The sequence below is a fragment of the Streptomyces cinnabarinus genome, from assembly GCF_027270315.1.
Lineage (GTDB): Bacteria > Actinomycetota > Actinomycetes > Streptomycetales > Streptomycetaceae > Streptomyces > Streptomyces cinnabarinus.
This window is the reverse complement of record NZ_CP114413.1, coordinates 8,290,627-8,316,906: the sequence shown is the minus strand read 5'-3', so window position 1 is coordinate 8,316,906 and position 26,280 is coordinate 8,290,627. Positions and strand designations below refer to the sequence as shown.

The following is a 26,280-nucleotide window of genomic DNA, read 5'->3' as shown; positions in this document are numbered from 1 at the left end:
TCGGCGTCTCAGCCGCGCAGCAGCCGCCGTGCCGTCAACGCCAGGCTGATCTCCACCACGTCCAGCGGCCGGGCCAGCGAGCGGCCCGTCAGCTGCTCGCAACGCCTCAGCCGATTGAGGACCGTGTTGCGGTGGCAGTACAGGCGCTCGCCCGCGCGTTGGGCGGATCCGTCGCAGCTCAGCCAGGCGGACAGGGTGTCCAGGAGGACGTCACGGTCGGCCGGTTCCAGCCGGAGCAGGGGTCCCAGGACCTGGTCCGCGAGGGTCGCGCCGAGTTCGGGGCAGGAGATGACGAGGGCTTCGGGGAGGTGTTCGGTCAACCGGATGGTGCCGCCCGTCTGCGGGCAGATGCTCAGCGCGAGGTCGGCCAGGCGGCGGGCGTCGCCCACCGCGGCCAGGCCCGAGACCACGTTGCCGATGCCGACCTTGCCGCCCGGGGCGGTCAGCTCCAGGGCCTCCACCGGGTCCCCGTCTCCCTCCGGGTCCTCGTCGCCGACCAGGACGATGCCGTAGTCCACTTCCACTCCTGAGTGCCAGTGCACGCGGGTGCCGGGTGGTACGGCGGCGGCGCGGGCGCCCGAGGGGCCCGTCGGCCGTCCGCCGGCGATCGCGACGACCACGTACCGGCCGTGTTCCGGCAGGTCCAGGCCGTCGGCGGTCTCGGGCAGGTCGGCGATGCGGCTGGTGCCGTCGAGGAGGGCCGCCGCGAGCAGCCGGACCCGGTTCTCGCGCCGCCAGGCCAGCTGCCGCTCGGCCTGCCGGTAGGCGTCCGCCACGAGGGTGCAGTGCTCGTCGACGAAGTTCCACACGTCCGTCGCCACATGGACGAGCAGCCGTACGTCCTCGGGCGCCATCCGGGAGGTCTCCTCCACCAGGCGCTGCCACACCAGGGACCCGCCCAGCCGGAACGCGTGCAGCAGGGCGTCCAGGGGCACCCCCTGCTCCGCCCGGCGCACGCCGATCTTCCAGGAGCACCGGCGGGCCGCGTCCCGGTTGGCGCGCGGGTCGAGCAGCGAGAGCACGCTGTGCCGCAGCGAGCGGTGCACCTCCTGCCAGGTGCCCGCGTAGTCGGTCTCCAGCGCGGTCCGGTAGGCGTCCTCCTGCTCCTGGACCACCGCCACCAGCCGGTCGGTGAGGCCCGGCAGGTCCTCGATGATCACGCGCGCGGCCCGGTGCAGGACACGCAACGCGTCGGCGTCGATCAGCGACCGCCGGCGCCCGGTCCGCGGCTGCGGAACGGGCACCGGTCCGGTGCGGATCATCGCGCGTGTCCGTACGGCAGGATGCATCGCGGTCCTCCCACAACCTCGGACTCCCGGCGGTGCGCCCGTGCCGGGAGACTCTGCGGTATCCGGTCGGCCGTGTCGCCGGGGTAGCCCGTACGGCGGCGGTGGCCGCCCGACTCGTCCTGCCCCGCAGGATGACATACCGTCCGGTCGGTCCCTAGGGTCGTGCACCGTTCTTTTTTCCTCCAACCCCCCACAGAACCGCACGTCGGCCGTCATCGGCCCTGCTGATCGACCATGCGGGCCAGCTCCATCCGGGACCGCACGCCGAGCGTGGCGAAGACATTGCGCAGGTGGTAGTCGACGGTGCGGGTGCTGACCGCGAGGCGCAGGGCGACCTCCCGGTTGGTGGCCCCCTCGGCGACATGGCGGGCGATCCGCAGCTGCTGCGGGGTCAGCCGGGCCAGCTCCTCGCCGGTCGGCCGCTCGCCGCCCGCCCCGTGCCGCCCCGCGACCCCGTTGGCCCGCAGCTCCCCGCGGGTCTGCTCGGCCCAGGCCCGCGCCCCGCACCGCTCGAACCCGACCAGTGCGGCCCCGAGCCGGGCCCGCGCCTCCCGCAGCCGTCTGCGGCGCCGCAGCCATTTGCCGTGCAGCAGCTCGGTGCGGGCCCGCTCGAAGTCCCCGCCGGTCGCGTCGTGCCGGGCCAGCGCCCGCAGATACAGCTCGTCGGCCCGGTCCGCGGGCGCCAGCAGCGCTCGGCAGCGGGCCAGCTGGGCGGGTGCGTGCGGATCGGCCCCCAGCTCGGCCCACCGCGCGAAATCACCCACGACGGCCCCCGCCTCCGCCGGGCGCCCGGCGAGCACGGCGGCCTCCACGAAGCAGGGCACGGCGAGCATCCAGACCGCGAAATGGCCGCGCCGCGCCCCGGGGAGCACCAGCGGCCCGAGCCGGTCGGCGGCGTCGAGGGGGCGGCCGCAGCCGAGGTCGGTACGGGCCACCGCCCACTCCGCCAGCGTCGCCGCCTGCGCCAGGCCGTGTCTGCAGGCCGTGGTGAGCGCGCCGGCGGCGTGTGCCGTGACGGTGCCCCGGTCACCGACGAGGGACGCGGCCAGGGCCAGCATGGCCTGGTGATGGGCCGCGGTGTTGCCCCGGCCGGCGCGCCGCGCGGTCCGCACGCCTTCCTCGGCGTGGGTGCGGGCCTGGGCGTGCCGTCCGGCGCGCAGTTCGGCGTAGGCGAGGTACTCGAGGGCCCGGGACTGGAGCGCGGCGGAGTCCCGGTCCCGGGCCACGGCGAGGGCGCGGGCACCGGCGCGGCGGGCCACCACGACATCGCCGAGCAGCAGGGCCGCGACCGCGGAGCGCAGCAGATGCTCGGGCCGGTCGTCCGGGTGGGCCATGACCCGCCCCAGCGGCCCCGCCGCCCGGTCGGGCCGCTGCTCCAGCAGGGCCCGCACCCCGGCGCGGTAGTCCGCCGTGCCACCGGACCGGTCCGCACCGGGTCCGTCGAGTGCCTTGAGGCACCCCGCCAGGTCCCCCGCGGCCCACGCCGCGTCCACCGCGCCGAGCCGGGCGGCCTCCGCCTGCTCCGGCTCCTCGGCCGCGAGCAGGGAGACCGCCAGCAGCAGGGTCTCCCGGGCATCGTCGACCGGCCCGTCCCCCAACTGCACACGCCCACGGGCGAGTTCGGCCCGCCCGCGGTCCACCGCCCGCCCGCTCCCGTCATCGGTCATTCCCGCGAGGTTACTTACGCGTAACGCCCCGCGCACCGTGGGTGCACGACGAGTGTGCCGCCGCCCAGGCATGCCGGGCGGCGGCCGTGCGGGGGCACAACATCATCCGGTGTGCGGGCAGTTGCCCCGGTACTCCTCGATGGTCGAGCTCGGCCGGGGCAGCGGGCAGAGGAACTGCTCATAGCGGGTGTCGTTGTCGATGAACCGCTTGAGCCAGGACACGCTGTACTTCGCGATGGTCGTGTCGGACGAGTTGGGAGTGAAGTGGGTGGCGCCGTTCAGCTCCAGATAGGCGCGGTCCAGGCCGGCGGACAGGCTGCTGTAGAAGGGCTCGGCGTGGCTGGCGACCGGGGCGATGCTGTCGCCGTCGGCTCCGAAGATCAGTGTGGGTGTGCTGAGTTCGGGCCAGGTCTTGTCGGTGTTCCACGGCGTGAGCGGGATCGCCGCCTGGAGCGACGGCCGGGACTTCGCGGCCTCCAGGCTGCCGCCCCCGCCCATGGAGTGGCCCATGACGCCGAGCCGGCTGCTGTCGACCCGGCCGCGCACCGAGCTGCGCTCCGTCAAGTAGTCGAGAGCGGCGAGGAGTTGACGGCCCCGCGAGTCGGGCTGGTCGAGGGTGGTGAGGGTGTCGATGGTGAACACCACGAAGCCCTGCGAGGCCAGGCGCGGGCCCAGCCAGGCGATCGAGGACTCGTAGGCGGTGTACCCGGGCGAGATCGCCACGGCGCCGAAGGTGCCGTCGCTGGTGCTGGTCGGGTAGTAGATCGTGCCGCCGCCGAACCCGGTGACGGCGAGCGAGGACACGGACGTCTGCGAGACCGCGTAGGAGCCGCGCGCCGCCTCGATGCTCGCGGTGGTCGGCGCGGGGCCCCGCTCGTAGGGGTTGTCCGCGGCGTGGGCGCCGGGACCGGTGAGGGTACCGAGCCCGAGGAGCGCGGCGAGGGCCGCCGCCGCGGCGGCGAGCCGGCCGGCCCTGCGGGGCCTGGTGTGGGGGTTCCTCGTGTGGGGGTGGAGCTGCACGACGAGTCGTCCTCTCTGTCGTGGCGGACGGGGCGGCAGGGGACGTACCGCGCCGCCGGGCGCCGCCGGTGGACTGGCGGTGCCACTGTGGGCGCCCGGCGCCGCGCCGGGGACCGGCAATGTCACCGGTCTCGTGGGCCCGGTTCCGGCCGCGCTCCGGGCCGCCCGGCTTGCTCCGGGACCGGGTCGGTGTGAAACGCTCGATCGTCACCGTTACGGCAGCGTGGAGAGGCGACGGTTATGCGCATCGGACTGCTCGGCACTGGCCCGTGGGCGCAACTGGCCCATGCACCGGCCCTCGACGGGCACGCGGAAGTGGACTTCGTCGGGGTGTGGGGCCGCCGCGCGGACGCGGCGAAGGAACTCGCCGGCCGGCACGGCATTCGGGCCTACGACGACGTCGACGCGCTGTTCGCCGAGGTGGACGCGGTCGCCGTGGCGCTGCCGCCGGCCGTGCAGGCCGAGCTGGCGGTACGGGCGGCCAGAGCCGGCTGTCACCTCCTGCTGGACAAGCCGCTGGCGACGACGGTCGGACAGGGGCGGGCGGTGGCCGAGGCCGCCACGGACGCCGGAGTCGCGTCCGTGGTGTTCTTCACCACCCGGTTCCAGCCGGAGACCGAGGAGTGGATCGCCGAACAGGCCGCGGCGGGGGGCTGGTTCACCGCGCACGCGCAGTGGCTGGGCTCGGTGTTCAGCGGCGCCGACAGCCCGTTCGCGAACTCGCCGTGGCGGCGGGAGAAGGGCGCCCTTTGGGACGTGGGCCCGCACGCCCTGTCGGTGCTGCTGCCGGTGCTCGGGGAGGTCCGGCGGGTGGCGGCGGCCGCGCACGGGCCCGGGGACACCGCGCATCTGGTGCTGGAGCACGCCGGTGGCGCGTCGAGCGCGCTGACGCTGAGCCTGACCGCCCCGGCTGCCGCCGCCGGATCCGGCGTGGAGCTGCGCGGCGAGAGCGGCGTGACGCGTCTCCCGGCGAGCGCGCACGGCGCCGTACCGGCCTTCGCGCGGGCGACGGACGCTCTGCTCGCCACCGTCCGCACGGGCCGTCCGCATCCCTGCGACGCGGCGTTCGGGCTGCGCGTCACCGAGATCCTCGCCGAGGCCGACGCGCTGCTGGCCGCAGCCGGCTGAGTCGGTCCCCCTCAGTCCTCAAAGGGCTCGTCGCTCCACCGGAACCAGGCCCGGTCGCCGTCGATGTGCAGCAGGAACTCGGCGACCGGCCCGTCCGGGGAGGAGAGGGTGACGCGCCGCTCGATCTCGGCGTACACCGCCTCCCACTCCTCCATGTGCTCGTCGACCCGTTCCAGCAGGGCGAGTTCGCGGTCGAACAGCTCGCGTACGGAAGGGTAGGCGGGACCCGGGGTGAAGTGACCCGACAGCCAGGGGAAGTCGGCCTCGTCGATGCCGATCTCCCCGACCGTTCCGTCACCGCTGCGGACCTGCCACACCGCGCCCTGGAATCCCACCGTGCCTCCGTACGCCGCCACTGTCAGTGCCGGATCAGCATCGCATCCGGCACTGACAGCAGGCCTGTTACCGCGTCCGGCCCGGGATGTGGAAGTCGATACGCTCCCGGACCACGGGGTGGCCGGCCTTGGTGAAGTTCGCGGCCATCGGGAAGTTGCCCTGGTCGGTGGCGCCGCTGATGAACTCGGCGCCCTCTTCCGCGAGGAAGTTCGTGCACTCCGCGAGGAGATCGTAGGCGTAGCCGTGGCCGCGCTGTTCCGGCACGACCCCGATGAAGCCGATGACGGGCGAGGTCATGTTGCGCCCCGGGATGTGGATGCCCACGGTCTCGCCCTCCGGAGTGCGGGCGATCTGCCACCACTCGCGCGGGGAGGGGCACCAGTTGAAGAAGTCCAGCTCCTCCTGGGCCGCCTGGTCGAGGCCACCCTGCTCGATGGCCTTCAACGCGTGGGCGTCCAGGGTGACGGAGTGGATGCGGCGCAGCAGGTCGAAGAAGACGCCGTCGTCGGGCTCGGGTGCGAAGACGAGCCGTCCGGGCCGCTCGGGGAGCCCGCAGTCCGGGGTCCAGCGGTACAGGTAGCGCTCGACGAGGAGGTCGTATCCGGCGGCGCGGGCGGCCGCGAAGCGGGTCTCGGCGGCGGCGCTCACGGCCGTGTCGTCGCGCCAGCCTGCGGGCAGGTTGAACTCCAGCTCGACCTGCCACGGCGCGGAGCGCAGGAGTTCGGCCCCCGCCTCCTCCTCGCCCTCGGCCACGTCGAACCAGTTGACGAGCAGGGGCTCCGTGGCGTCGGGGCCGCCCCACCAGGCGCCGCGCGCGACGACCTCGCCGTCGCGCAGGGCCACGCGCTTCCAGTCGGGGCGGTGCACGGTGGCGCGGTGCGCCTCACTCGCGCCCAGCGGGTCGGGCAGGGTGTCGAAGAGATGGGCGTCGCTCTCGTCGAGCGAACGGATGACCAGATCGGTCATGGGTGGATTCCTCCGGGATGAAAGGCTGCGAAGAGCGCTCCCGGCCGGATCACACGAAGCACGCCGGGACAGCGGTGAGGGGAGCGCTGGAGAGGGTGAACTGCACGGCACTCGCCTCCTTCCGTCGTCTCAAGGCGTGATGATCACACCGTAGGTGATCCTCCTCGGGCGCGTCCACCTGTTTTCCCGCGGGTGCGTCCCCGCCTGCCGCACGGCCGCGCGCGATTAGGGTCGGCGGCATGACCGACAACTCCCTGCGCTCCGTCACCGTCGAGCGCGCCTCCTCCGGCCACTTCACCGCGGTCAACGCCCGCGGTGGCACGATCGAGTTCGGCACCGAGGGCGCCGACTTCACCCCGGTCGAGCTGCTGCTCGCCGCGATCGGCGGCTGCACCATGGCCGATGTCGACGTCGCCACCACCCGGCACGCCGAGCCCGGCCGCTTCACCGTCACCGTGACCGGCCACAAGGTCAGCGACGAGCAGGGCAACCGGATGACCGACCTGGAGGTCGGCTTCTCCGTCACCTTCCCCGAGGGCGAGGGCGGCGACCGCGCCCGCGCGATCCTCCCCCGCGCAGTGAAGACCTCCCACGACCGCCTCTGCACGGTCAGCCGCACCATCGAGGCCGGTACGCCGGTCCGGGTCACCGTCGAGGACGCCTGAGCGATAACCGTTTGCAGTCGGCCGTCCGGTGACCGGACCCTGGCCCCATGTCCTACGCCGTCCGCCCCGCCGAACCCGCCGACGCACCCGCCGTCACCGACCTGCTCAACCAGGTCGATCTGATCGAGATCGGCCGCCCGGAGACCGATCTCAGCACCGTGGAGGCCGAGTTCAAGCACCCCGAGGTCGACCTCTCCCAGGATTCCTGGCTGGCCTTCCACGGGGACCGGCTGGTGGCCTACGCGCTGGTGTGGGACGAGTCGAACGGCGAGCGCATCGACGCCGACCACTATGTGCTGCCCGACCACCAGGAGGCCGGGCAGCAGCTGTTCACGGCGCTGGAGACCCGGGCCCTGGCCAGGGCGCACGCGAACGGCGCGTCCCAGGCCGTGCTCCACCTCCACCTCAACACCGAGCCGACCCTGGACACCGAGCTGATCCGCGAGCGCGGCTGGTCCGTCGTACGGCGCTATCACGTGCTGCACCGCCGGGTGGATCCCGCCGAGGACGGCGCCCCGCGGGTCCCGGCCGGAGTACGGCTGCGGGTGTGTGCCGACGAGGCGGACCGCGAGCGGGTCCACGCCCTGTACCAGGCCACCTTCGCCGAGCACTTCGACTTCCAGCCGCGCGCCTACGAGCAGTGGCTGCACGACGTGGACGCCGAGAAGCTCGACTGGTCCCTGGTGTGGCTGGTGAGCACCGAGGAGGCCGGGGACGTGGGCTTCCTCCTCGCCCGCGACGACCGTGAGGCCATGGGCTGGATCCGCAGCGTCGGGGTGCTGCGCGAGGCCCGCGCCCAGGGGCTTGGCGGACTGCTGCTGCGGCACGCCTTCGCGGCCTTCGCCGCCCGGGGACGGGACACGGTGGGCCTCGGCGTGGACACCGGCAACACCACCGGCGCGCCGGGCCTGTACGCCCGGCAGGGCATGACGGTCCACTACGCCGTGGACACCTGGGAGACGGTCCTGAGCTGACCCTGCGCTCTCAGTAGGTGTGGTTCGGGAAGTGCGGATCGTCCCAGCGGTCGGAACCTCTGAGCCCTATCAGGCGTACGTAGTGCAGGAGTTCCTCGGACGCGTCGACCGCGCGCAACCGCTCCGGGGCGCACCGGACGAGCCAGTCGGCGAGTTCGGTGCGCAGCGCCTCCCGGTCGTGCCAGGAGTCCCAGGGCAGCTCGTCGACCAGCAGCTCGTACTCCCATTCGTCCACCGCCAGCGCCAAGTGCCGGTCGGTGACGGGGTGGTGGAGCGCCTCCCAGACGCCCAGCCAGGGGGTGAGCGTGCCGGACGCCTCCGCGCACAGCGCGAACAGCTCGTGCACGGGCACGACGGGCTCCGGATCCAGCAGGCTGCGGGACCACCAGGCGTACAGGAACTCCCATACGGCACCGCTCTGCCGCGCGGGCCACTCCCGCCAGTGGCCGCGCATGAAGGACCGGCCGACCTCGTACATGCCGAACATCGGCTCCACCCGGCCGGCGACCAGTTCCCGGGCGAACTGGGGCAGGATGCGGCGCAGCACGGCGCCGTGGTCGTGCCAGTCGGGGGCGTCCCAGGTCCGGCGGAGCAGATCCGGGTCCAGCTCCACGTCAGGGGTCTTGAGCAGGGTCAGCTCTTCGTCGCTGCCCCAGTGGCACTCGCACTGGTTCTCGTCGCTCGGGGCGGTCATTCCGCGGAAGGTGACGGCCAGGCCGTCCAGGGCGCGGTCGAGGCGGAGCTGTGCGGGAGTGGCGTCGGGGTTCATGGTCGTCGGCAGCCTCAAGGGGACTCCGGACGGGCTTCCACCGGCCGAAGATCGCGACTCTACCTCCTTAAGGGAGCCTTAGTACACCGTTAAATGATCGCCGGATTCTGACGGAGGCTCGATTTCCCGGTGGGCGGCGAGCATTCTGAGAGCGCTCTCAGATCCATCCCCCACGCACCTCCCGCACTCCGGAGACCCCCACATGACACCCCGTCACCAGCGTCCGCTCGGCCGCCGCAAGCTGCTCTTCGCCCTCGGCGGGGCCGCCGTCGCGGCGCCCGCCGTGGCCGCCCTCGCCCCGCACGCGCTCGCCGGTCCCACCGCGGCCGCGGGCCTGCCGCTGACGCTCGTCAACGACACCGGCTCCTTCGGGAACGGCAGCGTCCACGTCTACGTCGTCGGCAACCAGGACGGCCGCCAGGTACGGCTCACCCCCGACGGCACGCTCGCGCCGATCGCCCTGTCGGACAACGGCCCGGACGGTTTCACCGACTACGCGATCAGCCTCGCGGGCAGCGGGGAGACCCGGTTGACGCTGCCGTACATGTCCGGGCGGATCTACGTGGCGCTCGGACAGAAGCTGAGGTTCAAGGCGGTGGCCGACGGCAACGGCAACGCCGCCCTCCAGTACCCGGCGGGCTGGGTGACCTCGGACCCCAACTACCCGGTGCTGCACGACTGTGCCGAGTTCACGTACAACTCCTCCGGCATGTTCTGCAACACCACGATGGTCGACATGTTCAGCGTGCCGATGAGCATCCGGCTGACCGGCGCCAAGGAGCAGACCACGGGCACGCTGCGTCCCGGCGGGCGGGCGTCCGTCTTCGCGGCCGTGGGACGGAACGCGGAGTTCGAGCGGCTCGTGGTGGACGACACCCGGGTGCTGGCGCCCGGGCACGGACTGGACGCCGGGCTGTTCCCGAAGGACTACCTCGCGCCGTACATCGACGAGGTGTGGAGCGCGTACACCGGGCGGGATCTGGTCGTCACGACCAACGCGGGGGCCTTCACCGGGCGGGTGCGCGGTGAGCGGCTGACCTTCTCCGGGCCCGCCGAGGTGTCGTTCGCGCGGCCCTCGACCCGGGACGTGCTGTTCTGCGACGGCACGCTCGCCGCGCCGAACGACGGCACGACCGGTCCGGTCGCGGCGGTCCTCGGCGCCGGGTTCAACCGGTCGACGCTGGTCTCGCACCCGGCCCAGCCGACGACCGAGCCGGCCGACTTCTACCGCGGCGACCTGTCCAACCACTACTCCGCGGCCCTGCACGCGGCGAGTGCGGACGGCAAGGCGTACGGCTTCGCCTTCGACGATGTCGCCGACTTCGCCTCGTACATCCAGGACACCGCCCCGACCGGGATACGGCTGACCCTCACGCCGTTCGAGGACTGAGGCCCGAAGGGGGAGCCTGCAGGGGGAGCCCGAAAGAGCCGCTCAGCTCCGCTCGTGCTCCCCCTCCGCGTCGATGTGCGGGAGGATCCGGTCCAGCCAGCGGGGTGTCCACCAGGCATGCCGGCCGAGCAGGGTCATCACCGCGGGGACCATGAGCAGCCGGATGACGGTCGCGTCGATCAACACGCTCACGGCCAGGCCCAGTCCGAGCATCTTGACCACCACGTTGTCACTGATGATGAAGGCGGCGAAGACGCTCACCATGATCAGTGCGGCGCAGGTGATGACCCTGGCGGTGATCTCCAGGGCGTGCGCGACCGATGCCTTCGCGTCCTGGGTGCGCAGCCAGGCCTCGTGCACCCGGGAGAGGAGGAAGATCTCGTAGTCCATGCTCAGCCCGAAGATGATCGCGAACATCATCATCGGCACATAGCTCTCGATCGGCACCTTGCCGTTGACGCCCAGTGCGGGGCCGCCCCAGCCCCACTGGAAGACGGCGACGACGACGCCGTAGGAGGCGGCGATGGACAGCACGTTGAGGACGGCGGCCTTGAGCGCGACCAGCAGTCCGCGGAAGACGGCCAGAATGATCAGGAAGGCCAGCGCGACCACCACGCCGATGATCAGGGGCAGCCGTTCGGCGACGATGTCACGGAAGTCGACCTGGGCCGCGGTGGTGCCGGTGACATAGCCCTTGGCGTCGTAGCCGGACAGCGCGTCGGGCAGCGTCTGGTCGACCAGGCGGTTGGTCAGGTCCGTGGTGTCGGCGTTCTGCGGGGACGTCTTGGAGTAGACGGTGGAGATCAGGACGTCCCCGTCCTGGGTCGTGGTGAGCGGGGTGACCGCGGCGGTGCCGGAGACCCCGTCGAGGCTCTTCTGCACCTTCGAGGACAGGTCCGAGCGCTGCGACGAGGGCACCTGCGTCTGGTCCACCACGACCGTCAGCGGACCGTTGGAGCCGGGGCCGAAGGCGTCGGTCATCAGGTCGTAGGCGCGCCGGTCGGTGAAGGACGTCGGGTCGGCGCCGTCGCCGATGTGGCCGAGCTGCATGGAGAAGACCGGGATGGCGAGGACGGCGACGGTCACGACCCCGGCGGACAGGAACGTCAGCGGACGCCGCGCCACGCGCTGCGCGTACCGGTGCCAGGTGCCGTGCGGGGTGGCACCGGGCTCGGCGTCGGTCTCGGCGACCGGCTTGCGGACCCGGTAGCGGTCGATGCGGGTGCCGATCAGCCCCAGCAGCGCCGGTACGAGGGTCAGGGCGCCGACGACCGCGGACACCACCGTCACCGCGGCGGCGAGACCGAGTTTGCCGATGAACGACACACCCGAGGCGTACAGGCCCGCCAGGGCGACGATCACCGTGCAGCCGGAGACCAGGACGGCGTGGCCGCTGGTGGCGGCGGCCCGTCCGGCGGCCTGGACCGGATCGGCGCCGTCCATGAGGTTCTGCCGGTGACGCGTGATCAGGAACAGGGCGTAGTCGATGCCCACGCCGATGCCGATCATCGTGGCGAGCGTCGGGGAGACGGTGGCGAAGGTGAACGCGGCGGCGAGCAGACCGAGACAGGCCAACCCGCCGACCACGCTGATCAACGCGGTGACCAGGGGCACCACGGCCGCGATCACACTGCCGAAGCCGATCAGCAGGACCACGATGGCCACCCCGAAGCCGATCAGCTCGCTCACCCGGTCGTCCGCCTCGGGCCGGGCCAGTTCACCGAGCGGGCCGCCGTACTCGACCTCGGCCCCGGCCGAGCGCAGCGGCTGCACCGCGTCGTCGACGCCGTCGAGGTAGCTGTCCCCGAGCAGCGAGGGCTGCTCGTCGAAGCGGACGGTGATGTAGGCGGTCTTGCCGTCGGAGGACAGGGGGCCGACGTTCGGCTGGCCGCTCTTGGGCGGCGGGGCGGTCAGCGGGTTCTGCACCGCCAGGACGTGCGGCAGCTTCCCCAGGTCGCCGACCGTGGTGGACATCTGCGAGTCCAGCGAGTCCAGGGACTTCTGCGCGTCGTGCACGACGATCTGGCTGCTGTAGCCCCCGGCCTGGGGATCGTGCTGCTGGAGCACGTTCTGGCCCTGCTGGGACTGCGACTGCGACAGCGAGAAGTCGTCGGAGTACTCGCCGCCGTGCAGATGGTTCAGGGTCTGGAGGGCGGCCAGGACCACCAGCCAGGCGATGATGACGATCACGAAGTGCCGGGCGCAGGTCTCCCCGAGCCTGTGCAGAACCCCCCGTGCGGGCGGCGCCGTGGCCCCGCCCTTTCCCCCCTCGGTGACGCGAGTCGGTGACATGAATTGGCATCTCTCCGTCGCCCGAGACATGACTAGTCACCATTAGACGCCGATCCGATCAACCCGTCATTTTCAGATCGGCCGCCCCCTCCGGATGCACGCTGCGCGAAGGCGTTGAATGGTGATAGCTAACCCATGCGCGCGAGCGCCGGGGCCGCCCCATGGATCCGGACCCGAGGAGCAGAGATCATGCCGACGTCACAGCCCGCGTCCGGGCCGTCCGAGGACCGTGCCACCCCGGACGACCTGCTCCACACCCGCACCGGCACCGAGGTGTCGCCGGAGGACCTGGTCCTTGCCTCGGGCAAGGACATCACCCCCCGCAGTATGGAATGGGCCAAGCGCAAGCTGGAGGCAGAGGGACCCGCCGCCCTCGAGAAGATGCTCCCCTGAGCGGCCGGGTCGCCGCTCACCCGAGTTCCTCCGGGTCCGGGCACACGACCCGGATCCGGTGGACCAGGTTGTTGGCGAACCCGCCGCGGTTCCACGGCTGCCGGAGCGGCTGGGTGTGCCCTTCGGCGTCGGTGGCGCGCGCGCTCAGCACATGCTCGCCCGGGGTCGCGGTCCAGTCGGCCCGCCAGCGCCGCCACGCCCACCGGTGTCCGCCGTCGGGCGCGAGACCGGCCCGCTGCCAGGTGCGCCCGCCGTCGGTGCTGATCTCGACCCGGGTCACCGGCGCCCCTCCGGACCAGGCGCGGCCCTCCAGCGTCTGAGGGCCGGGGGCGACCACGCGGGTGCGGGACATGAAGTCCGGGAATCCGGGCGGGATCAGCAGGGCCCGCGGGGCGATCCGGGTGACCGGTTCGCCCTCCTCGTCGGGCCGCTGCCGGATCCGGTAGGCCACGGCCTGCTGGAACCCGGTGAACGGCTCGTCCACGACCGTGATGCCACGCAGCCACTTCACGTGCGCCATGCCGTACCAGCCGGGGACGACCAGGCGCAGCGGTCGGCCGTGCTGCGGGGGCAGCGGGGCGCCGTTCATCGCGTGCGCGACCAGGACCCCGGGCTCGGCGCCGAGCGCCACGTCCAGGGGCAGGGCGCGCTGGTAGTCCTGTTCGACGCCGCGTTCCACGCCGTGGTCGGCGCCGGTGAGGACGACCTCCACGGCGTCCGTATCGACCCCGGCCGCGTCGAGCAGCAGCCGCAGCGGTACGCCGGTCCACTCGGCGGTGCCGACCGCCTCGACGAGCCAGGGCTGGCTGACCGGGCGGGGCGTGAGCAGGGCCCGGCCGTTGCCCGCGCACTCCAGCGTGACGCGTGTGGTGACCTGGGGGAAGGCCCGCAGATCGGCGAGGTCCAGACGGAGCGGGCGGCGGACCCGGCCGTCGAGAGTGAGCTGCCAGGAGGCGCCGTCGGGCACATACGGGATGTCGTAGTGGGTCAGGACGTAGTGCAGGCCCGGGGGCGTGAGGTCGTAGCGCAGGGCCTCCAGCGGCAGGCCGTGGTTTCTGGTGGCGAGCGCCAGTTCGTCCCGGCCGATCGCCTCGTCGGACACGGGCGGCCGGGCGGGTGCGCTCGCGTCACCGAGTCGTGCGCCCATACCCGCATTGTCCCGCCGGAGCAGCGCCGACGCCCTGCCGAGACCCCGGCCCGGCTCAACCGGCCGCCGGGCGAGGCGGGTTCGGATCTCCGCCCGCCCTTCCGGAACCGGTCTCGGGGCTGCCAGACTCCGGTGGATGCCCGACTTCGACATGCTCGTCCTCGGATCCGGTCCGGGTGGCCAGAAGGCCGCCATCGCCGCGGCCAAGCTGGGCCGCCAGGTGGCCGTCATCGACCGCCCCGACATGGTCGGCGGGGTCTCCATCCACACCGGCACCATCCCCTCCAAGACACTGCGCGAGGCGGTGCTCTACCTCACCGGCCTCACCCAGCGCGATCTGTACGGCCAGAGCTACCGCCTCAAGGAGGACATCACCGTCGCCGACCTGATCTCGCGCACCCAGCACGTGGTGGGCCGCGAGGTCGACGTCATCCGCAGCCAGCTCTCCCGCAACCAGGTGGCCCTGTACGCCGGGACCGGACGGTTCGTCGACGACCACACCGTCGCCGTGCGTGAGGTCACCGGCCATGAACGCCTGCTCACCGCCGAGCACATAGTGATCGCCACCGGCACCCGGCCGGCGCGGCCCGCCAGCGTCGAGTTCGACGGCCGCACGATCATGGACTCGGACAATGTGCTCAACCTGGAGCGGGTGCCGCGCTCGATGGTCATCGTCGGCGCCGGGGTCATCGGCATGGAGTACGCCTCCATGTTCGCCGCGCTCGGCAGCAGGATCACGGTGGTGGAGAAGCGCGCCGGGATGCTCGACATGTGCGACGTCGAGGTCGTGGAGTCGCTCAAGTACCAACTGCGGGACCTGGCCGTGACGTTCCGCTTCGGGGAGACGGTCGCCGCCGTGGAGCGGCATCCCCGGGGCACGGTCACCGTGCTGGAGAGCGGCAAGAAGATCCCCGCCGAGGCGGTGATGTACTCGGCGGGCCGGCAGGGCCTCACCGAGGAACTCGACCTGGACAAGGCCGGTCTGACCGCGGACCCGCGCGGCCGGATCTCGGTGGACGAGCACTACCGCACCGAGGTGCCGCACATCTACGCCGTCGGCGACGTGATCGGCTTCCCGGCGCTCGCCGCGACCTCCATGGAGCAGGGCCGCACCGCCGCTTACCACGCCTTCGGGGAGCCCGTCGGCCGGATGCACCACCTCCAGCCGATCGGCATCTACACCATCCCCGAGATCAGCTTCGTCGGCCGTACCGAGGACCAGCTCACCGAGGAACTGGTGCCGTTCGAGGTCGGTATCTCCCGCTACCGCGAGCTGGCCCGCGGGCAGATCATCGGCGACTCCCACGGCATGCTGAAGCTGCTGGTCTCGCCCGAGGACCGCACCCTGCTCGGGGTGCACTGCTTCGGCTCCGGAGCCACCGAGCTGATCCACATCGGGCAGTCGGTGATGGGCTGCGGCGGCACGGTCGACTATCTGGTCGACGCGGTGTTCAACTACCCGACGCTCGCCGAGTCCTACAAGGTGGCGGCGCTGGACGCCACCAACCGGCTGCGCCAGGTCGACCGCATGGACGAGTAGCCGGAGCAACAGCCCTGCTCCGAACAGTGTTTCGGGCCGCCGTCCGCCAACGCCCCACCCCGTCCTGAGCAGTCGGCGGGTGGGGCTATCATCACTCATCACTTGCACACACCGTGTGATCGTGTGCCGACTCTGCGGCGGCACGAGCGCCGCCACCCCCACTTCTCGTGCAACCCCCCACCCCCCATACGCCGTTCAGGTCTCCCGGTCTCCTGGCGGCGTGCACGACGGAAAGCAGCACAGGCCATGAGCAACAACAGGGGCCGAGGGCTTCAGGCAGGCGCCCTCGGCACGTTCGACACCGTGGTGATGGCGGTCGCGGGCAGTGCTCCGGCGTACTCGCTCGCCGCGACCACCGCGGTCCTGGTCGGGGCGGTGGGGACGGCGAGTCCGGCCGCGTTGCTGTACTGCGCGATACCGATGCTGGGGATCGCCCTGGCGTTCAGCTATCTCGGCCGCATCGATGTGAACGCGGGCGCCAGTTACTCATGGGTGGGCCGAACTCTCCATCCTTTCCTGGGCTTTCTCAGCGGCTGGGCGCTGGTGGTGTCGGCGACCATCTTCATGGTGGCCGGATCGCTGCCCGCCGGATCGATGACGCTCGCCCTGTTCGACGAGCGACTCGCCGAGAACACTGCCCTGTCCACACTGGTGGGCGCGGCCTGGTTCGTACTCATGCTGCTGGTGGTGCTGGGCGGCGCGCGGCTCACCGTACGCGCCCAGCTCGTGATGTCCGGGGTCGAACTCGCCCTGCTCGCCCTGTTCGCGGTGCTCGCCGTCCTCCACACCGACAACGCCCGGGCCTTCGACTGGTCCTGGTTCGGCCTCGGCCAGTTCGACGGTGTGTCGGGCTTCGCCTCGGGCGCGCTGATTGCCGCGTTCTACTACTGGGGCTGGGACGTCACCAGCAACCTCAGCGAGGAGACCCGCAACAGCCGCCGTACGGCGGGCATCGCGGGCCTGATCGGACTCGGCGTGGTGTTCCTGCTGTTCGAGGTGTTCACCATCGCGGTGAACGTCATCCTGTCCGCCGGCCAGATCCACGCCAACGACGCCAACGTACTGGCGGTCCTCGGTGCCGAGATCTGGCCGGGCTGGGGCGGGAAGCTGCTGATCGTGGCGGTGATGCTGTCCACGGTCGCCACCCTGGAGACGACGCTCATCCAGGTCACCCGCTCGCTGTTCGCGATGGGCCGCGACCGCACGATGCCGGGCGCGCTGGGCAAGGTGCACCGCACCTGGAACACGCCGTGGGTGGCCATCGCCGTGGTCGGCGTGGTGGCGCTGGCGATGTTCGTCGCCTCCAACGCCCTGGGCACGGTGGGCGACATCCTCTCCGACGCGATCTCGGCGATCGGCCTCCAGATCGCCGTCTACTACGGCCTGACCGGCCTCGCCGTCGTCGTCGCCTACCGCAAGATGCTGCTGAAGTCCCCGGCCAACTTCGTGCTCGGCGGGGTGTGGCCGCTGTTCGGGGCCCTGTTCATGTTCTGGGTGTTCGTGGAGTCGCTCGGCGAACTGAGCCCCGCCGCCGTCGCGATCGGCATCGGCGGACTGGCCGCCGGACTGGTACCGATGCTCTGGTACTGGCGACGCGGCAGCGACTACTACCGGCCCGCGAAGCTGGACGCCGCCCACGCCATCGCGCCGGACTACGTGCCCGCGGGCCGTCCGCCCGCGCACGCCCGCGTCCACGAGGGTCTGCCCACCGACTTCTGAGGGGCCCGCGATGGCGCGAGACCGCTACACCCCCGACTTCGACCCCGACTGCGGGGACGCGCCCCTGACCTCCGCCCGCCAGGACATCGTCATCGGACGCTGGCAGGGACTGCGCGACCTGCTGCGCATCACCGGCCCCGACTGGCTCTCCCGGGGCCACCGGGTGCGCATGCTGGCCCAGGCCTGCGCGGGCAGTTCCACGATGGAGTCCTGGCTGGCCGCCGAGCCGGACAGCGCCGACGCGCTGGTGCTGCGGGCGGCCACCGAGACCGCCCGGGCGTTCAACCTGGCCATCGCCGCGGGCCGGGGCACCCCGATCGACCAGCGGCGCGTCGACACGGCCGTACTGGCGTGCCTGAAGGCCGCCGAGTCCTACGTCGACGATCCGACGCCGTGGATCTCGCTGATCTCGGTGGCCCGGCTGTACCCCTCCGGGGTGCGGCGGCAGGAACTGGCGCGCTGGTGGGACGAGTTGCACCGGCGCGACCCGTACAGCGCGGAGGGGCACCTCCAGGTGCTGCACTACTACTCGGCGCGCTGGCACGGCACCCACGGCCTGATGTACGACTTCGCCCGCGACGCGGCCGGGGTGGCACCGCCGGGCTGCCCGCTGCCGGTGCTGGTGCAGTACGCCCGGGTGGAGGAGTACCGCTACGCCCTGGACGCCGCCCATGGGCGGACGTCCGCCATGGGCCTCGGGCAGCACTGGGACCACGACGTGGCGGCCGGTGACGTACGGCGGACCTGGCAGCGCTGGGTGACGGGCCGTGAGGCGCACGCGGTGGCGCCCGGCGAACTGCGCGATCTGCACTACCTCACCCACGCCGCCTGTCTCGCCGGGCTCCCGGACATCGCCGCCTCGCTGCTGCGGATGACGGGCCGCCGGGCGACCCGCACCCCGTGGTCGTACACCGGGGACCCGGTGAAGCAACTGGCCAAGTGGAACAAGGAGTTGCTGCCGCACGGCTGAGCTACGGGGCGACTGTGGGCCCGTCCGGGTGGGTTTGGCGCTGCTCGATCATCTCGCGGCTCAGCCGCTCCGTCTCGGCTTCCGGCAGCCGCTCGAAGCCGTCCTCGGTGATGACCGAGACGATCGGGAAGATCCGGCGGTTGAGGTCCGGGCCGCCGGTCGCGGAGTCGTCGTCGGCGGCGTCGTAGAGCGCCTGGAGCGCCGCAAGGGACGCGTCGCGGCGGGACATGCCCCGGTGGAACAGCTTCTTCAACGCGCCCCGGGCGTAAGGGGATCCGGATCCCTCGGCGTGGAAGTCCTGCTTCTCGTACAGGCCGCCGGCGAGGTCGAAGCTGAAGATGCGGCCCCGTTCGCCCTCGGGCCGGGCCGGGTCGTAGCCGGTGAGCAGGGGGACGACGGCGAGGCCCTGCATGGCCTGGCCGAGGTTCTCGCGGATCATGCCGGCCAGGCGGCGCGCCTTGCCGCCCAGGGTCATCGGGATGCCCTCGATCTTCTCGAAGTGGGTCAGCTCCACCTGGTAGAGCTTGACCATGTCGACGGCGAGTCCGACGGTCCCGGCGAAGGCGACGGCCGTGTGATCGTCGGCCGGGTGCACCTTCTCCAGATCCCGCTGGGCGATGACGTTGCCCATGGTGGCCCGCCGGTCCCCGGCGATCAGCACTCCGTCGCGGTAGGTGAGGGCGAGCACGGTGGTGCCGTGCGGCACCTGGTCGGGCGCGGCCCGCATCCCGTCCGGCAGGACCCTGCGCGTGCTGAGCAGCTCCGGGCGGTGCGCCGCGAGGAACTCGGTGAAGGACGAGGATCCCGGGACGAAGAACTCCTCGTCCAGTCCCCCGCCGTACTCGCCGTGCGTCATGGAACTCCCCCTCGTCCGTGATCCGACAAAGGGTGTCCTACCTGAAGCGCGGGCACGGGAAACGCCGCGCGGGTCACAGGGCCTTGCGGCGGATCAGCACCCCGAGCACCAGCAGGCCGGGCAGCAGCGGCAGCCACACCGTCAGCAGCCGGTACCCGAGGACCGCGGAGGCGGCCGAGGCGGCGGGTGCCCCGGCCGCGGTCAGGGCGAGCGCGAGGGCCGCGTCGAGGGAGCCGAGCCCGCCGGGGGTGGGCAGCAGGGCGGCGGCAGTGCTGGCGGCGAGGTAGAGCAGCGCCACCCGCGCGGGCGGCAGCGGCAGGGCGACGGCCTGGGTGACGGCGATCAGCACCGCACAGTGCAGTACGGCGAAGGCGAGCGAGCCGCCCCACAGCGCCGCCGCCCGCCGCGGCCGGGCGTGCACGGCCCTGATGTCGGCGACGGCGGCGCCGAGCACGCGCCGGCGGCGCTCGCGCAGCGGCCCGGCCAGCAGCGCGGTGACCGCCGCGGCGACGGCCGTGGCGAGCAGGAGTGCGGGCAGGCCGGGGGCGCCGCGCGGCAGGCTGAGGACCCCGGGGCAGGCGAGGGTCAGGGCGGCGATCAGGGCGGCCCGGACGACTGCTCCGGCGGTGCCCTTGACCGCCACGGCGGTGGCCGCGCGGGCGGCCGGCAGTCCGCGGCGCATGAGGAAGCGCAGGTTCACCACGCCCGCGCCGAGCCCGGCGGGCAGCACGTGGTTGGCGGCGGAGGCGGCGAACTGCGCGGCCACGAGCCGCCCTCGGGGCAGCCGCTCGGGCACCGCGCCCTGCTGGGCGAGGGCCGCGCACAGCCAGGTGCCGACGGCGGCGGTCGCCGCCACCAGCAGCCAGCCCTGGTCGGCCAGGGCGAGGCGGACGGCGCCGGTCTCCAGCACCGGCCAGTGCCGCCGGGCCAGCCACCCGGCGGCCACCAGGACGGTGAGGCCGAGCGCGGTGTGCCAGTAGGCGGACCGTCTTCGGGTGGGAGCCGCGACGAGCGGCCCGGATGTCATTCGGGTCCGCCCTCGCGGGGCGTCGGCGCGATGCGGACGTCCATGCCGTCGAGCCGGTGCAACTGCCAGCCGCGGGCGTAGGCGGGCGGGGTGCCGCCGAGCACGCTGAGGTGGGCGACCGGTTCCCGGCGTGCGGTGCTCAGGATCTCCGCCCGCGTCATGTTGGCGTTGTTGCCGTGGATCGCGCCCGAGGAGCAGCCCGCGTAGTAGGCGATCGGGATGGCCTCGTGGCCGGTGAGCAGACAGGGCGGGCGGACACCGAGGGCGCGCATCGCCTCGACGTCGCGGGCCCAGACTCCGTGGTCGCGGACGGTGCGGTCGGTGATGTGGTTCAGGACGGCGAACTGCACGGCCAGATGTCCGGCCACCGCGACCGCGAGGACGCTCGCGGCGACCGGCCGCCACCGGCCGCCCGGGGTGGTGACCAGGTGCAGCAGACCGTCGGCGACGGGAATGGCCAGCAGCGCGTAGGCGGGCAGCAGGAAGCGGGGCGCCGCGTAGCCGATGAGGAACAGGTACGGGACGGCGGCGGTGGTGGCGCAGGCCAGCGGGATCAGGCTGGGCGCGGTGCGTCCGGCGCGTACGGCGACGACGAGCCCGAGCGCGGCGAGCAGCGGCAGCAGCACCCACCACACGAGGAGGACCGGCTCGGGCATGGACCCGGTGCACGGCCGGCACAGCGTCCGCCCGACCAGACTGCGCATCTGGTCGTCCACGGCGAGGTGCCAGCCCAGGTCGCCCTGGACCCGTGACGCCTGGGCGAGCCGTTCGCGCAGGCCCCCGTAGGAGGTGTACGCCTCCACCACCCAGGGGACGGCACCGGCCACCAGGCCCGCCGTGGTGACGAGGCCGAGCCGCCAGTGCCGCAGGACCGCCGCGACCGCCAGCAGGGGCAGGGCGACCCAGACCGCGTCGGTCGGGCGCATCACCGCCATGAGGGCGGCGCCCACGGCCACGCCCCACAGGGCCCGCCGGTCGGGGCGGTCCGCGGCGCGGGCGCGCAGGTAGCAGCCGACGGCGAGCAGGGCGCCGAGGGCGACCCAGAGGTTGGGCATGGCCTGCGGGCCGTAGAAGAGCGTCACCCACAGGGAGCCGAACAGGGCGCCGCCGCCGGCCACGACCCGGATCGGGAACACTCCGCGCCAGGCGCGCAGGGCGAGGAAGAGGGCGATTCCGGAGAGGACGGCGAGATAGACCCGCAGCAGGCCGGTGGAGGACGACCAGGAGGCGATCGGCGCCACCAGCAGGGAGACGCCCCGGGCGCGGGGTGCGCTGAAGAAGGCGGCCGGGGCCTGGTCGCCGACCTGGCTGATATAGACCGTCTCGTCCCAGCCGAGCCCCATGTCCGGGCGGACGAGGAGGAGTTGCGCGGCGGTGAAACCAGCGGCCACCGCGGCGAGCAGGGCGTTGCCGCGCATCCGCCAGGACCTCCCGGACACGGCCGCCGCTTCGCGTCGCCCCATACCTACGAGCATGGCGTTCGTGTCGTGGGCCATAGTCCACCCCTGCCAGGGAAAAGGAGAAAACACGGACAAACTAACTCGGTCGGTGCGGGAGCGCAGGGTCCGGTTCGGCCAGGTGCATGACGGCCGCGCGGCACGGGCCGGATGACAGACTCGGCGTGTGTCCCCGACTTTCGACGATCTCCTGGCCCGCGCCCGCGCCCTCCCGGCCTCCGGGCACCGAGCGGTCCTCGGCATCGCGGGCAGCCCCGGCGCAGGGAAGACGACGCTTGCCGAGCGCCTCGTCCAGGAGCTGAACGGGTCCGGGACACCCTGGGTCGCCCACGTCCCCATGGACGGCTTCCACCTCGCCGACAGCGAGCTGGACCGCCTGGGCCGACGCGACCGCAAGGGCGCGCCGGACACCTTCGACGCGGCGGGGTACGCGGCGCTGCTGCGGCGGCTGCGCGAGGAGCCGGACCAGGAGGTGGTGTACGCGCCGGGCTTCGAACGGGTCCTGGAACAGCCGATCGCGGGCACCATCCCGGTACCGCCGTCGGCCCGCCTGGTGGTGACCGAGGGCAACTACCTGCTGCTGGAGACGGACTCCTGGGCCCGCGTACGCCCCGCGCTCGACGAGGTGTGGTTCTGCGAGCTGCCCGAGCAGGAGCGGATCCGCCGGCTGGTCGCCCGCCACGAGGAGTTCGGCAAGAGCCACGAGGCGGCGGTGGCCTGGGTGCGGGGCACTGACCAGCGCAACGCCGATCTGGTGGCCGGTACCCGCGGGCGCGCAGATCTTGTCGTTGCGACGGGCCCGGCACTGCGGCGGGCCTGACCGCGCCCGGCCGAGGTGCGACGCCCGCGGGCCGGTGCTGCAATTGAGGGGCGGATGCCCACGGGGGGCACCCGCGAGCACCAGGGGTGACACCGTGAGCGACGAACTCGAAGACGTGGGCCCGATCGACTACCTGGTCGTCGAGTTCCCCGGCAACCGTATGACCGGCGAGGGCTTCCCTCTCCTGGTCGACCTCGTGGACCGCGGCATCATTCGGATCATGGACCTGATGTTCGTCAGAAAGGACGACGACGGGACCGTGAGCGGCCTGGAGATCGCGGATCTCGACGGCGACGGCACGCTCGACCTGGCCGTCTTCGAGGGCGCGTCGTCCGGGCTGCTGGGCCAGGACGACATCGAGGACGCGGCGGCCGCGCTGGAACCCGGCAGCTCCGCCGGCATCCTGGTCTACGAGAACCGCTGGGCCGCGCCCTTCGCCGCCGCCCTGCGCCGCGGCGGCGCCCAGCTGATCGCCTCCGGGCGGATCCCGGTACCCGCGCTGGTCGCCGCCCTGGACGAGGCGGAGTCCGCCACCTGAACGAAGAACCGCTGACGGACAGAGAGGGATCAGTCATGCCAGGTCTCCTGCGCGGGGTCGCGCGCACCGCCATCGTGTCCGGAACGGCGACCGCGGTGTCGAACCGGGTGAGCCGCAGACAGCGAGGCCGCTGGGCCGAGCAGGAGCGCGCCCAGTACGCGGCCGCGCCCCCGCCTTCCTACACCCAGCAGCCTCCGGCGCCCGCGCCTGCGCCCGCGCCGACCCCCGACATGACCGACAAGATCGAGCAGCTGAAGCAGCTCGGCGACCTCAAGGCACAGGGCGTGCTCTCCGAGGCGGAGTTCGAGGAGCAGAAGCGCCGGGTCCTGGAGGCGTGACCCGCAGACGTGACCCGCAGACGCTGATCAGGCCGTCAGCCATGCTCCCTCGGGGTGGAGGCGCGGTCGGCGGCGATCGCGGCCGCCAGTGCGAGCAGGGCCTCCACTTGGGCATGTGCGATGAGCTGGTCCGCGCTGAGTCGGCCCTTGGTCCATTTGTCGCTCGCTTCCAGCAGCTCCCGCGCCTTGTGGGCATGTGCCGTGTGGTCGGCCATCGCAACCCCTCCTCGTGATCAGGGCTGTCAAGGTAGCGGGCGCAGCGTCAGCGCCGGATCGCCGGTGGCGTCGCCCGCCGGGTCTCCCAGCAGTGCCGTGAACGACTCCGTGCGGACGGTCAGCCCCTCCTCCGTCCGCTCGAACCGCGGGGCGAACGGGCCCTGTCCGCCGTAGCGCACCGCGAACACGTGCAGGTCCGCCGGGGTGTTCGGGGCGGGTTCCGCCTCCAGGGCCGTCGAGGTGAGCAGGTGGCGCCAGCCCTCGTCGGGGTTGCCGTAGCCGCGGGGGTCCGCCGCGAGGGCGAAGGCCGCCTGTTCCTGGGTTCGTGCCGTGCGGGCGTCGAAGTGGTCCGGGGTGTCCGACTCCGGGTGGGTCAGGCGGAGTTCGCCCGCGCCGACGGCATCCGGGATGCAGGTTCGGCGGACTCGGTCGCCCTCGTCTGCCGCGTAGGGGAACCCGGCGAGCAGGTAGGGGTCGCCGGGGAGTCGCTCCACGGCCACCGTCAGCCACAGGGCGGTGCCGTCCGTGACGTACAGCGAGCGCACATGGCGCAGCACATGGTCGCGGCCGACGACCGGCTTCGTGACCAGCTTCGCCGTCAGGCCAACCGCGCTCGCGTCGCGGACCCGGACCTCGCCCATCGGCCGGCACAGCAGGAAGCCGTCCACGACCGGGCCGAAGCCGTGCTGGCGGTTGACCGCCGCGGGGAGGTAGTAGGTCCCCGCCGCCTCGATCAGCGAGGGGGTCATCCGGCTGTCGAAGGCCACCGACACGCTTCCGGCGCGCAGTTGGTGCCGGTGCGTGGCCTCGGACGGGGTGCGGTGCCAGGGCGTGGTGTCCTGGATCTGCCACACCAGCATGAACGCGAAGTGCCCGTCGATGCCGCCGTCCGGCTTCACCGCGTGCCGGCCCCAGCGGCTGTCCCCGCGATAGCGGCCGATGTCGGCGCCGACGCGGGCACCGAAGTAGCGCAGGCCCAGTACCGATTCGAAGCCCGAGTGCTGCTCGCTGTAGCGCGGGCCGCCGAGGTCGAAGCCGCCGTTCGTCAGGCGGGCGTCGAGGTAGCGGGCGAGGGTGTCGCCGTCCTCCGCGAACACCTCCTCGCCGCTCACCCGGTGGGCCTGCGCGAGGAAGGACAGGGAGATCGGGCCGTAGTTGTTGTCATACGCGCCGCCGTGCTCGGGCGGCAGCAGCGCGCCCCGGTCGCGGACCCGGTGGGCGCGGATCTCCTCGCCGTACAGGCGCAGCGCGCGGCCGCGCACCTCCTGCGCCCGCCCCGGCGGGAGGTGTCCGGCGAGCATCAGGCCGCCGACGACACAGCCGATGGCCTGGTTGCCCGCCTCCTGCGGGTTGAAGAAGGTCGCCTCGGTCAGCCAACGCCAGTAGCCGTGGCCCAGCTCGACGAGCCCGGCACGGACTTCGTCGTCGATCAGCCCGTCCGCCGTGTCGAGGACGTTGACGAGCTGGAGCAGGGCCCACACCGTGCTCGGCCAGTCGCCGATCGGGTGGGCGCCGGGCGCCAGGACGTAACGGGCGTAGGGGAAGCCGGAGTCGCGCACCCGCAGGTTCGGGTAGCCCGGGTTGTCCCCCGTGTACACGCGCTCGCGCAGATGGAAGCGGAGACTGCGCAGCACCGCCTCCGGCAGGCGGGCGTCCTTGGTGCGGGCGTGGGCGAGGGCCAGCAGGGAGGTCACGCCGAGCGAGGTGTCGCCGATGTCGTCGAGGGCGTCGGGGTGTTCGAGGTTGCCCTCGGGGGTGATGCGGGCCTGGGCCTGCTCAGTGACGTCGGCGAGGACGGCGTCGTAGGCCTCGGGAGTGTCCGGCAGGTGGTGCAAGGGGCCGCGCTGGTGCGGGAGACGCATGTGGTTTCAGCCCTTCATTCCCGACGTGGCCATGCCTTCGACGAGCCTCTTCTGGAAGATGAGGAAGCAGATGAGCGTGGGCAGGAGGGCGAGTGTCGACATCGCGAACATCGCGCCGTACGAGGAGCCGCTCGTCTGGTCGAGGAAGAGGGTCAGGCCCAGGGGGACGGTGAACCTGTCGTTCTGCTGGAGGTAGACGAGCTGGTGGAGGAAGTCGTCGTAGGTCCAGATGAAGGTGAAGATCGTCGTGGTGATCAGGGCCGGCTTCATCAGCGGCAGGATGATCTTCCAGTAGATCTGCAGGGGGTTCGCGCCGTCCATCATCGCCGCCTGGTCCAGCTCGCGCGGGATGGAGCGGATGAACTGCACCATCAGGAAGATGAAGAAGGCGTCCACCGCGAGGAACTTCGGCACGATCAGCGGCAGGAAGGTGTTGATCCAGGTCAGGTTGTAGAAGATCGTGTACTGCGGGATCAGCACCGCCTGGGTGGGCAGCATCAGCGTGCCGAGCATCAGGCCGAACCAGATCTTCTTGCCGCGGAACTCGAAGCGCGCGAAGGCGTAGGCGGCCAGCGAGCAGGAGATGACGTTTCCGATCACCGCGCCGATCGTGACGATCAGCGAGTTGGTGATGTAGAGGGAGAAGGAGTTGCCGGAGCCGCTCCAGCCCTCGGAGTAGTTTTCCGGGCGCAGTTGGTTCGGGATGAGCCCCGGGTGGGTGAAGATCTCGGTGTCGGGCTTGAGGGAGCTGCTCAGCATCCACAGCAGCGGGTACAGCATCACGACGGCCACCCCGATGAGCAGGGTGTGCGTGAAGATACGGCGCGAGCCGGTGAGCGAGCGGAGCCGGTGCAGGGGTGAGGCGCTCGGGGTGATGGCGGACATGGGGTGAAGGACTCCT

Annotated in this window: 25 protein-coding genes; 11 read left to right on the top strand and 14 right to left on the bottom strand. The window is 72.4% G+C overall.

Annotated elements, in window-relative coordinates:
- Positions 1-8: 8 nt before the first annotated feature.
- The 3 genes from STRCI_RS37520 to bdeA form a co-directional block, all read right to left on the bottom strand.
- A complete protein-coding gene (locus STRCI_RS37520; RefSeq protein WP_269663458.1) occupies positions 9-1,289 on the bottom strand; it encodes an RsbRD N-terminal domain-containing protein in 1,281 nt (426 codons plus the stop codon).
- Between the two features lie 212 nt (positions 1,290-1,501).
- Entirely contained in the window at positions 1,502-2,956 is a 1,455-nt protein-coding gene (locus tag STRCI_RS37515; protein ID WP_418953412.1) for a helix-turn-helix transcriptional regulator, read from the bottom strand.
- A gap of 102 nt (positions 2,957-3,058) precedes the next feature.
- Positions 3,059-3,976 carry a bis(hydroxyethyl) terephthalate hydrolase gene (bdeA, locus tag STRCI_RS37510; protein WP_269663457.1) on the bottom strand — a complete coding sequence of 306 codons (918 nt, stop codon included), beginning with the start codon at positions 3,974-3,976 and terminating at the stop codon, positions 3,059-3,061.
- Between the two features lie 240 nt (positions 3,977-4,216).
- Here bdeA and STRCI_RS37505 point away from each other — a divergent pair, with 240 nt between their 5' ends.
- On the top strand, positions 4,217-5,104 hold the full coding sequence (locus tag STRCI_RS37505; RefSeq protein WP_269663456.1) for a Gfo/Idh/MocA family protein: 888 nt from the start codon (positions 4,217-4,219) through the stop codon (positions 5,102-5,104).
- 11 nt (positions 5,105-5,115) lie between these two features.
- Here STRCI_RS37505 and STRCI_RS37500 read toward each other — a convergent pair whose 3' ends face one another.
- Both STRCI_RS37500 and STRCI_RS37495 read right to left on the bottom strand, forming a co-directional pair.
- Complete coding sequence (locus STRCI_RS37500; RefSeq protein WP_269663455.1) at positions 5,116-5,439, bottom strand: hypothetical protein; 324 nt, start codon at positions 5,437-5,439, stop codon at positions 5,116-5,118.
- A 67-nt stretch (positions 5,440-5,506) separates the two neighbouring features.
- Complete coding sequence (locus tag STRCI_RS37495; protein WP_269663454.1) at positions 5,507-6,406, bottom strand: GNAT family protein; 900 nt, start codon at positions 6,404-6,406, stop codon at positions 5,507-5,509.
- Between the two features lie 239 nt (positions 6,407-6,645).
- Between STRCI_RS37495 and STRCI_RS37490 the strand changes: the two genes are divergently transcribed.
- The gene (locus STRCI_RS37490) at positions 6,646-7,071 is read left to right on the top strand and encodes an OsmC family protein (protein ID WP_269663453.1); all 426 of its coding nucleotides are present in this window, start codon (positions 6,646-6,648) and stop codon (positions 7,069-7,071) included.
- 47 nt (positions 7,072-7,118) lie between these two features.
- The gene (locus STRCI_RS37485) at positions 7,119-8,045 is read left to right on the top strand and encodes a GNAT family N-acetyltransferase (RefSeq protein ID WP_269663452.1); all 927 of its coding nucleotides are present in this window, start codon (positions 7,119-7,121) and stop codon (positions 8,043-8,045) included.
- Between the two features lie 10 nt (positions 8,046-8,055).
- Here STRCI_RS37485 and STRCI_RS37480 read toward each other — a convergent pair whose 3' ends face one another.
- Positions 8,056-8,814 (bottom strand): hypothetical protein, encoded by a 759-nt coding sequence (locus STRCI_RS37480; RefSeq protein ID WP_269664745.1) that lies wholly within the window; start codon positions 8,812-8,814, stop codon positions 8,056-8,058.
- Positions 8,815-9,016: 202 nt separating this feature from the next.
- Here STRCI_RS37480 and STRCI_RS37475 point away from each other — a divergent pair, with 202 nt between their 5' ends.
- Positions 9,017-10,204, top strand: a complete 1,188-nt coding sequence (locus STRCI_RS37475; protein WP_269663451.1) for a glycoside hydrolase family 64 protein — start codon at positions 9,017-9,019, stop codon at positions 10,202-10,204.
- Positions 10,205-10,246: 42 nt separating this feature from the next.
- Here STRCI_RS37475 and STRCI_RS37470 read toward each other — a convergent pair whose 3' ends face one another.
- Complete coding sequence (locus STRCI_RS37470; protein WP_269663450.1) at positions 10,247-12,496, bottom strand: MMPL family transporter; 2,250 nt, start codon at positions 12,494-12,496, stop codon at positions 10,247-10,249.
- Positions 12,497-12,685: 189 nt separating this feature from the next.
- On the opposite strand from STRCI_RS37470, the gene STRCI_RS37465 reads away from it, so the two are divergent.
- Entirely contained in the window at positions 12,686-12,889 is a 204-nt protein-coding gene (locus STRCI_RS37465) for a hypothetical protein (RefSeq protein WP_269663449.1), read from the top strand.
- 16 nt (positions 12,890-12,905) lie between these two features.
- Here STRCI_RS37465 and STRCI_RS37460 read toward each other — a convergent pair whose 3' ends face one another.
- Complete coding sequence (locus tag STRCI_RS37460; RefSeq protein WP_269663448.1) at positions 12,906-14,036, bottom strand: sulfite oxidase; 1,131 nt, start codon at positions 14,034-14,036, stop codon at positions 12,906-12,908.
- Positions 14,037-14,172: 136 nt separating this feature from the next.
- On the opposite strand from STRCI_RS37460, the gene sthA reads away from it, so the two are divergent.
- The 3 genes from sthA to STRCI_RS37445 all read left to right on the top strand — a co-directional run bounded on the left by sthA (position 14,173) and on the right by STRCI_RS37445 (position 18,265).
- Positions 14,173-15,576 carry a Si-specific NAD(P)(+) transhydrogenase gene (gene sthA, locus STRCI_RS37455; RefSeq protein ID WP_269663447.1) on the top strand — a complete coding sequence of 468 codons (1,404 nt, stop codon included), beginning with the start codon at positions 14,173-14,175 and terminating at the stop codon, positions 15,574-15,576.
- Positions 15,577-15,822: 246 nt separating this feature from the next.
- A complete protein-coding gene (locus STRCI_RS37450; protein ID WP_269663446.1) occupies positions 15,823-17,295 on the top strand; it encodes an APC family permease in 1,473 nt (490 codons plus the stop codon).
- Positions 17,296-17,305: 10 nt separating this feature from the next.
- Positions 17,306-18,265: a hypothetical protein gene (locus STRCI_RS37445; RefSeq protein WP_269663445.1), complete on the top strand. Its 960-nt coding sequence runs from the start codon at positions 17,306-17,308 to the stop codon at positions 18,263-18,265.
- Position 18,266: 1 nt separating this feature from the next.
- Here STRCI_RS37445 and prcB read toward each other — a convergent pair whose 3' ends face one another.
- The 3 genes from prcB to STRCI_RS37430 form a co-directional block, all read right to left on the bottom strand.
- A complete protein-coding gene (gene prcB / locus STRCI_RS37440) occupies positions 18,267-19,121 on the bottom strand; it encodes a proteasome subunit beta (protein WP_269663444.1) in 855 nt (284 codons plus the stop codon).
- 73 nt (positions 19,122-19,194) lie between these two features.
- Complete coding sequence (locus STRCI_RS37435) at positions 19,195-20,148, bottom strand: lysylphosphatidylglycerol synthase domain-containing protein (RefSeq protein WP_269663443.1); 954 nt, start codon at positions 20,146-20,148, stop codon at positions 19,195-19,197.
- The gene (locus tag STRCI_RS37430; protein WP_418953411.1) at positions 20,145-21,644 is read right to left on the bottom strand and encodes a hypothetical protein; all 1,500 of its coding nucleotides are present in this window, start codon (positions 21,642-21,644) and stop codon (positions 20,145-20,147) included. Before STRCI_RS37430 ends, STRCI_RS37435 begins: the two co-directional genes overlap by 4 nt.
- A 127-nt stretch (positions 21,645-21,771) precedes the next feature.
- Here STRCI_RS37430 and STRCI_RS37425 point away from each other — a divergent pair, with 127 nt between their 5' ends.
- From STRCI_RS37425 to STRCI_RS37415, 3 genes are all read left to right on the top strand, one after another.
- The gene (locus STRCI_RS37425) at positions 21,772-22,425 is read left to right on the top strand and encodes a nucleoside/nucleotide kinase family protein (RefSeq protein ID WP_269663441.1); all 654 of its coding nucleotides are present in this window, start codon (positions 21,772-21,774) and stop codon (positions 22,423-22,425) included.
- Positions 22,426-22,519: 94 nt separating this feature from the next.
- A complete protein-coding gene (locus tag STRCI_RS37420) occupies positions 22,520-22,963 on the top strand; it encodes a DUF6325 family protein (RefSeq protein WP_269663440.1) in 444 nt (147 codons plus the stop codon).
- 35 nt (positions 22,964-22,998) lie between these two features.
- On the top strand, positions 22,999-23,301 hold the full coding sequence (locus tag STRCI_RS37415) for an SHOCT domain-containing protein (RefSeq protein WP_269663439.1): 303 nt from the start codon (positions 22,999-23,001) through the stop codon (positions 23,299-23,301).
- A 35-nt stretch (positions 23,302-23,336) separates the two neighbouring features.
- Here the strand turns inward: STRCI_RS37415 and STRCI_RS37410 are convergent, their stop codons facing one another.
- From STRCI_RS37410 to STRCI_RS37400, 3 genes are read right to left on the bottom strand one after another with little or no spacing between them, the layout of a single operon-like run.
- Positions 23,337-23,516, bottom strand: coding sequence for a hypothetical protein (locus STRCI_RS37410; RefSeq protein ID WP_269663438.1), 180 nt, complete (start codon positions 23,514-23,516; stop codon positions 23,337-23,339).
- A 27-nt stretch (positions 23,517-23,543) separates the two neighbouring features.
- Positions 23,544-25,379 carry a hypothetical protein gene (locus STRCI_RS37405; protein WP_269663437.1) on the bottom strand — a complete coding sequence of 612 codons (1,836 nt, stop codon included), beginning with the start codon at positions 25,377-25,379 and terminating at the stop codon, positions 23,544-23,546.
- A gap of 6 nt (positions 25,380-25,385) precedes the next feature.
- Positions 25,386-26,264, bottom strand: coding sequence for a carbohydrate ABC transporter permease (locus tag STRCI_RS37400; RefSeq protein WP_269663436.1), 879 nt, complete (start codon positions 26,262-26,264; stop codon positions 25,386-25,388).
- Positions 26,265-26,280: the final 16 nt, after the last annotated feature.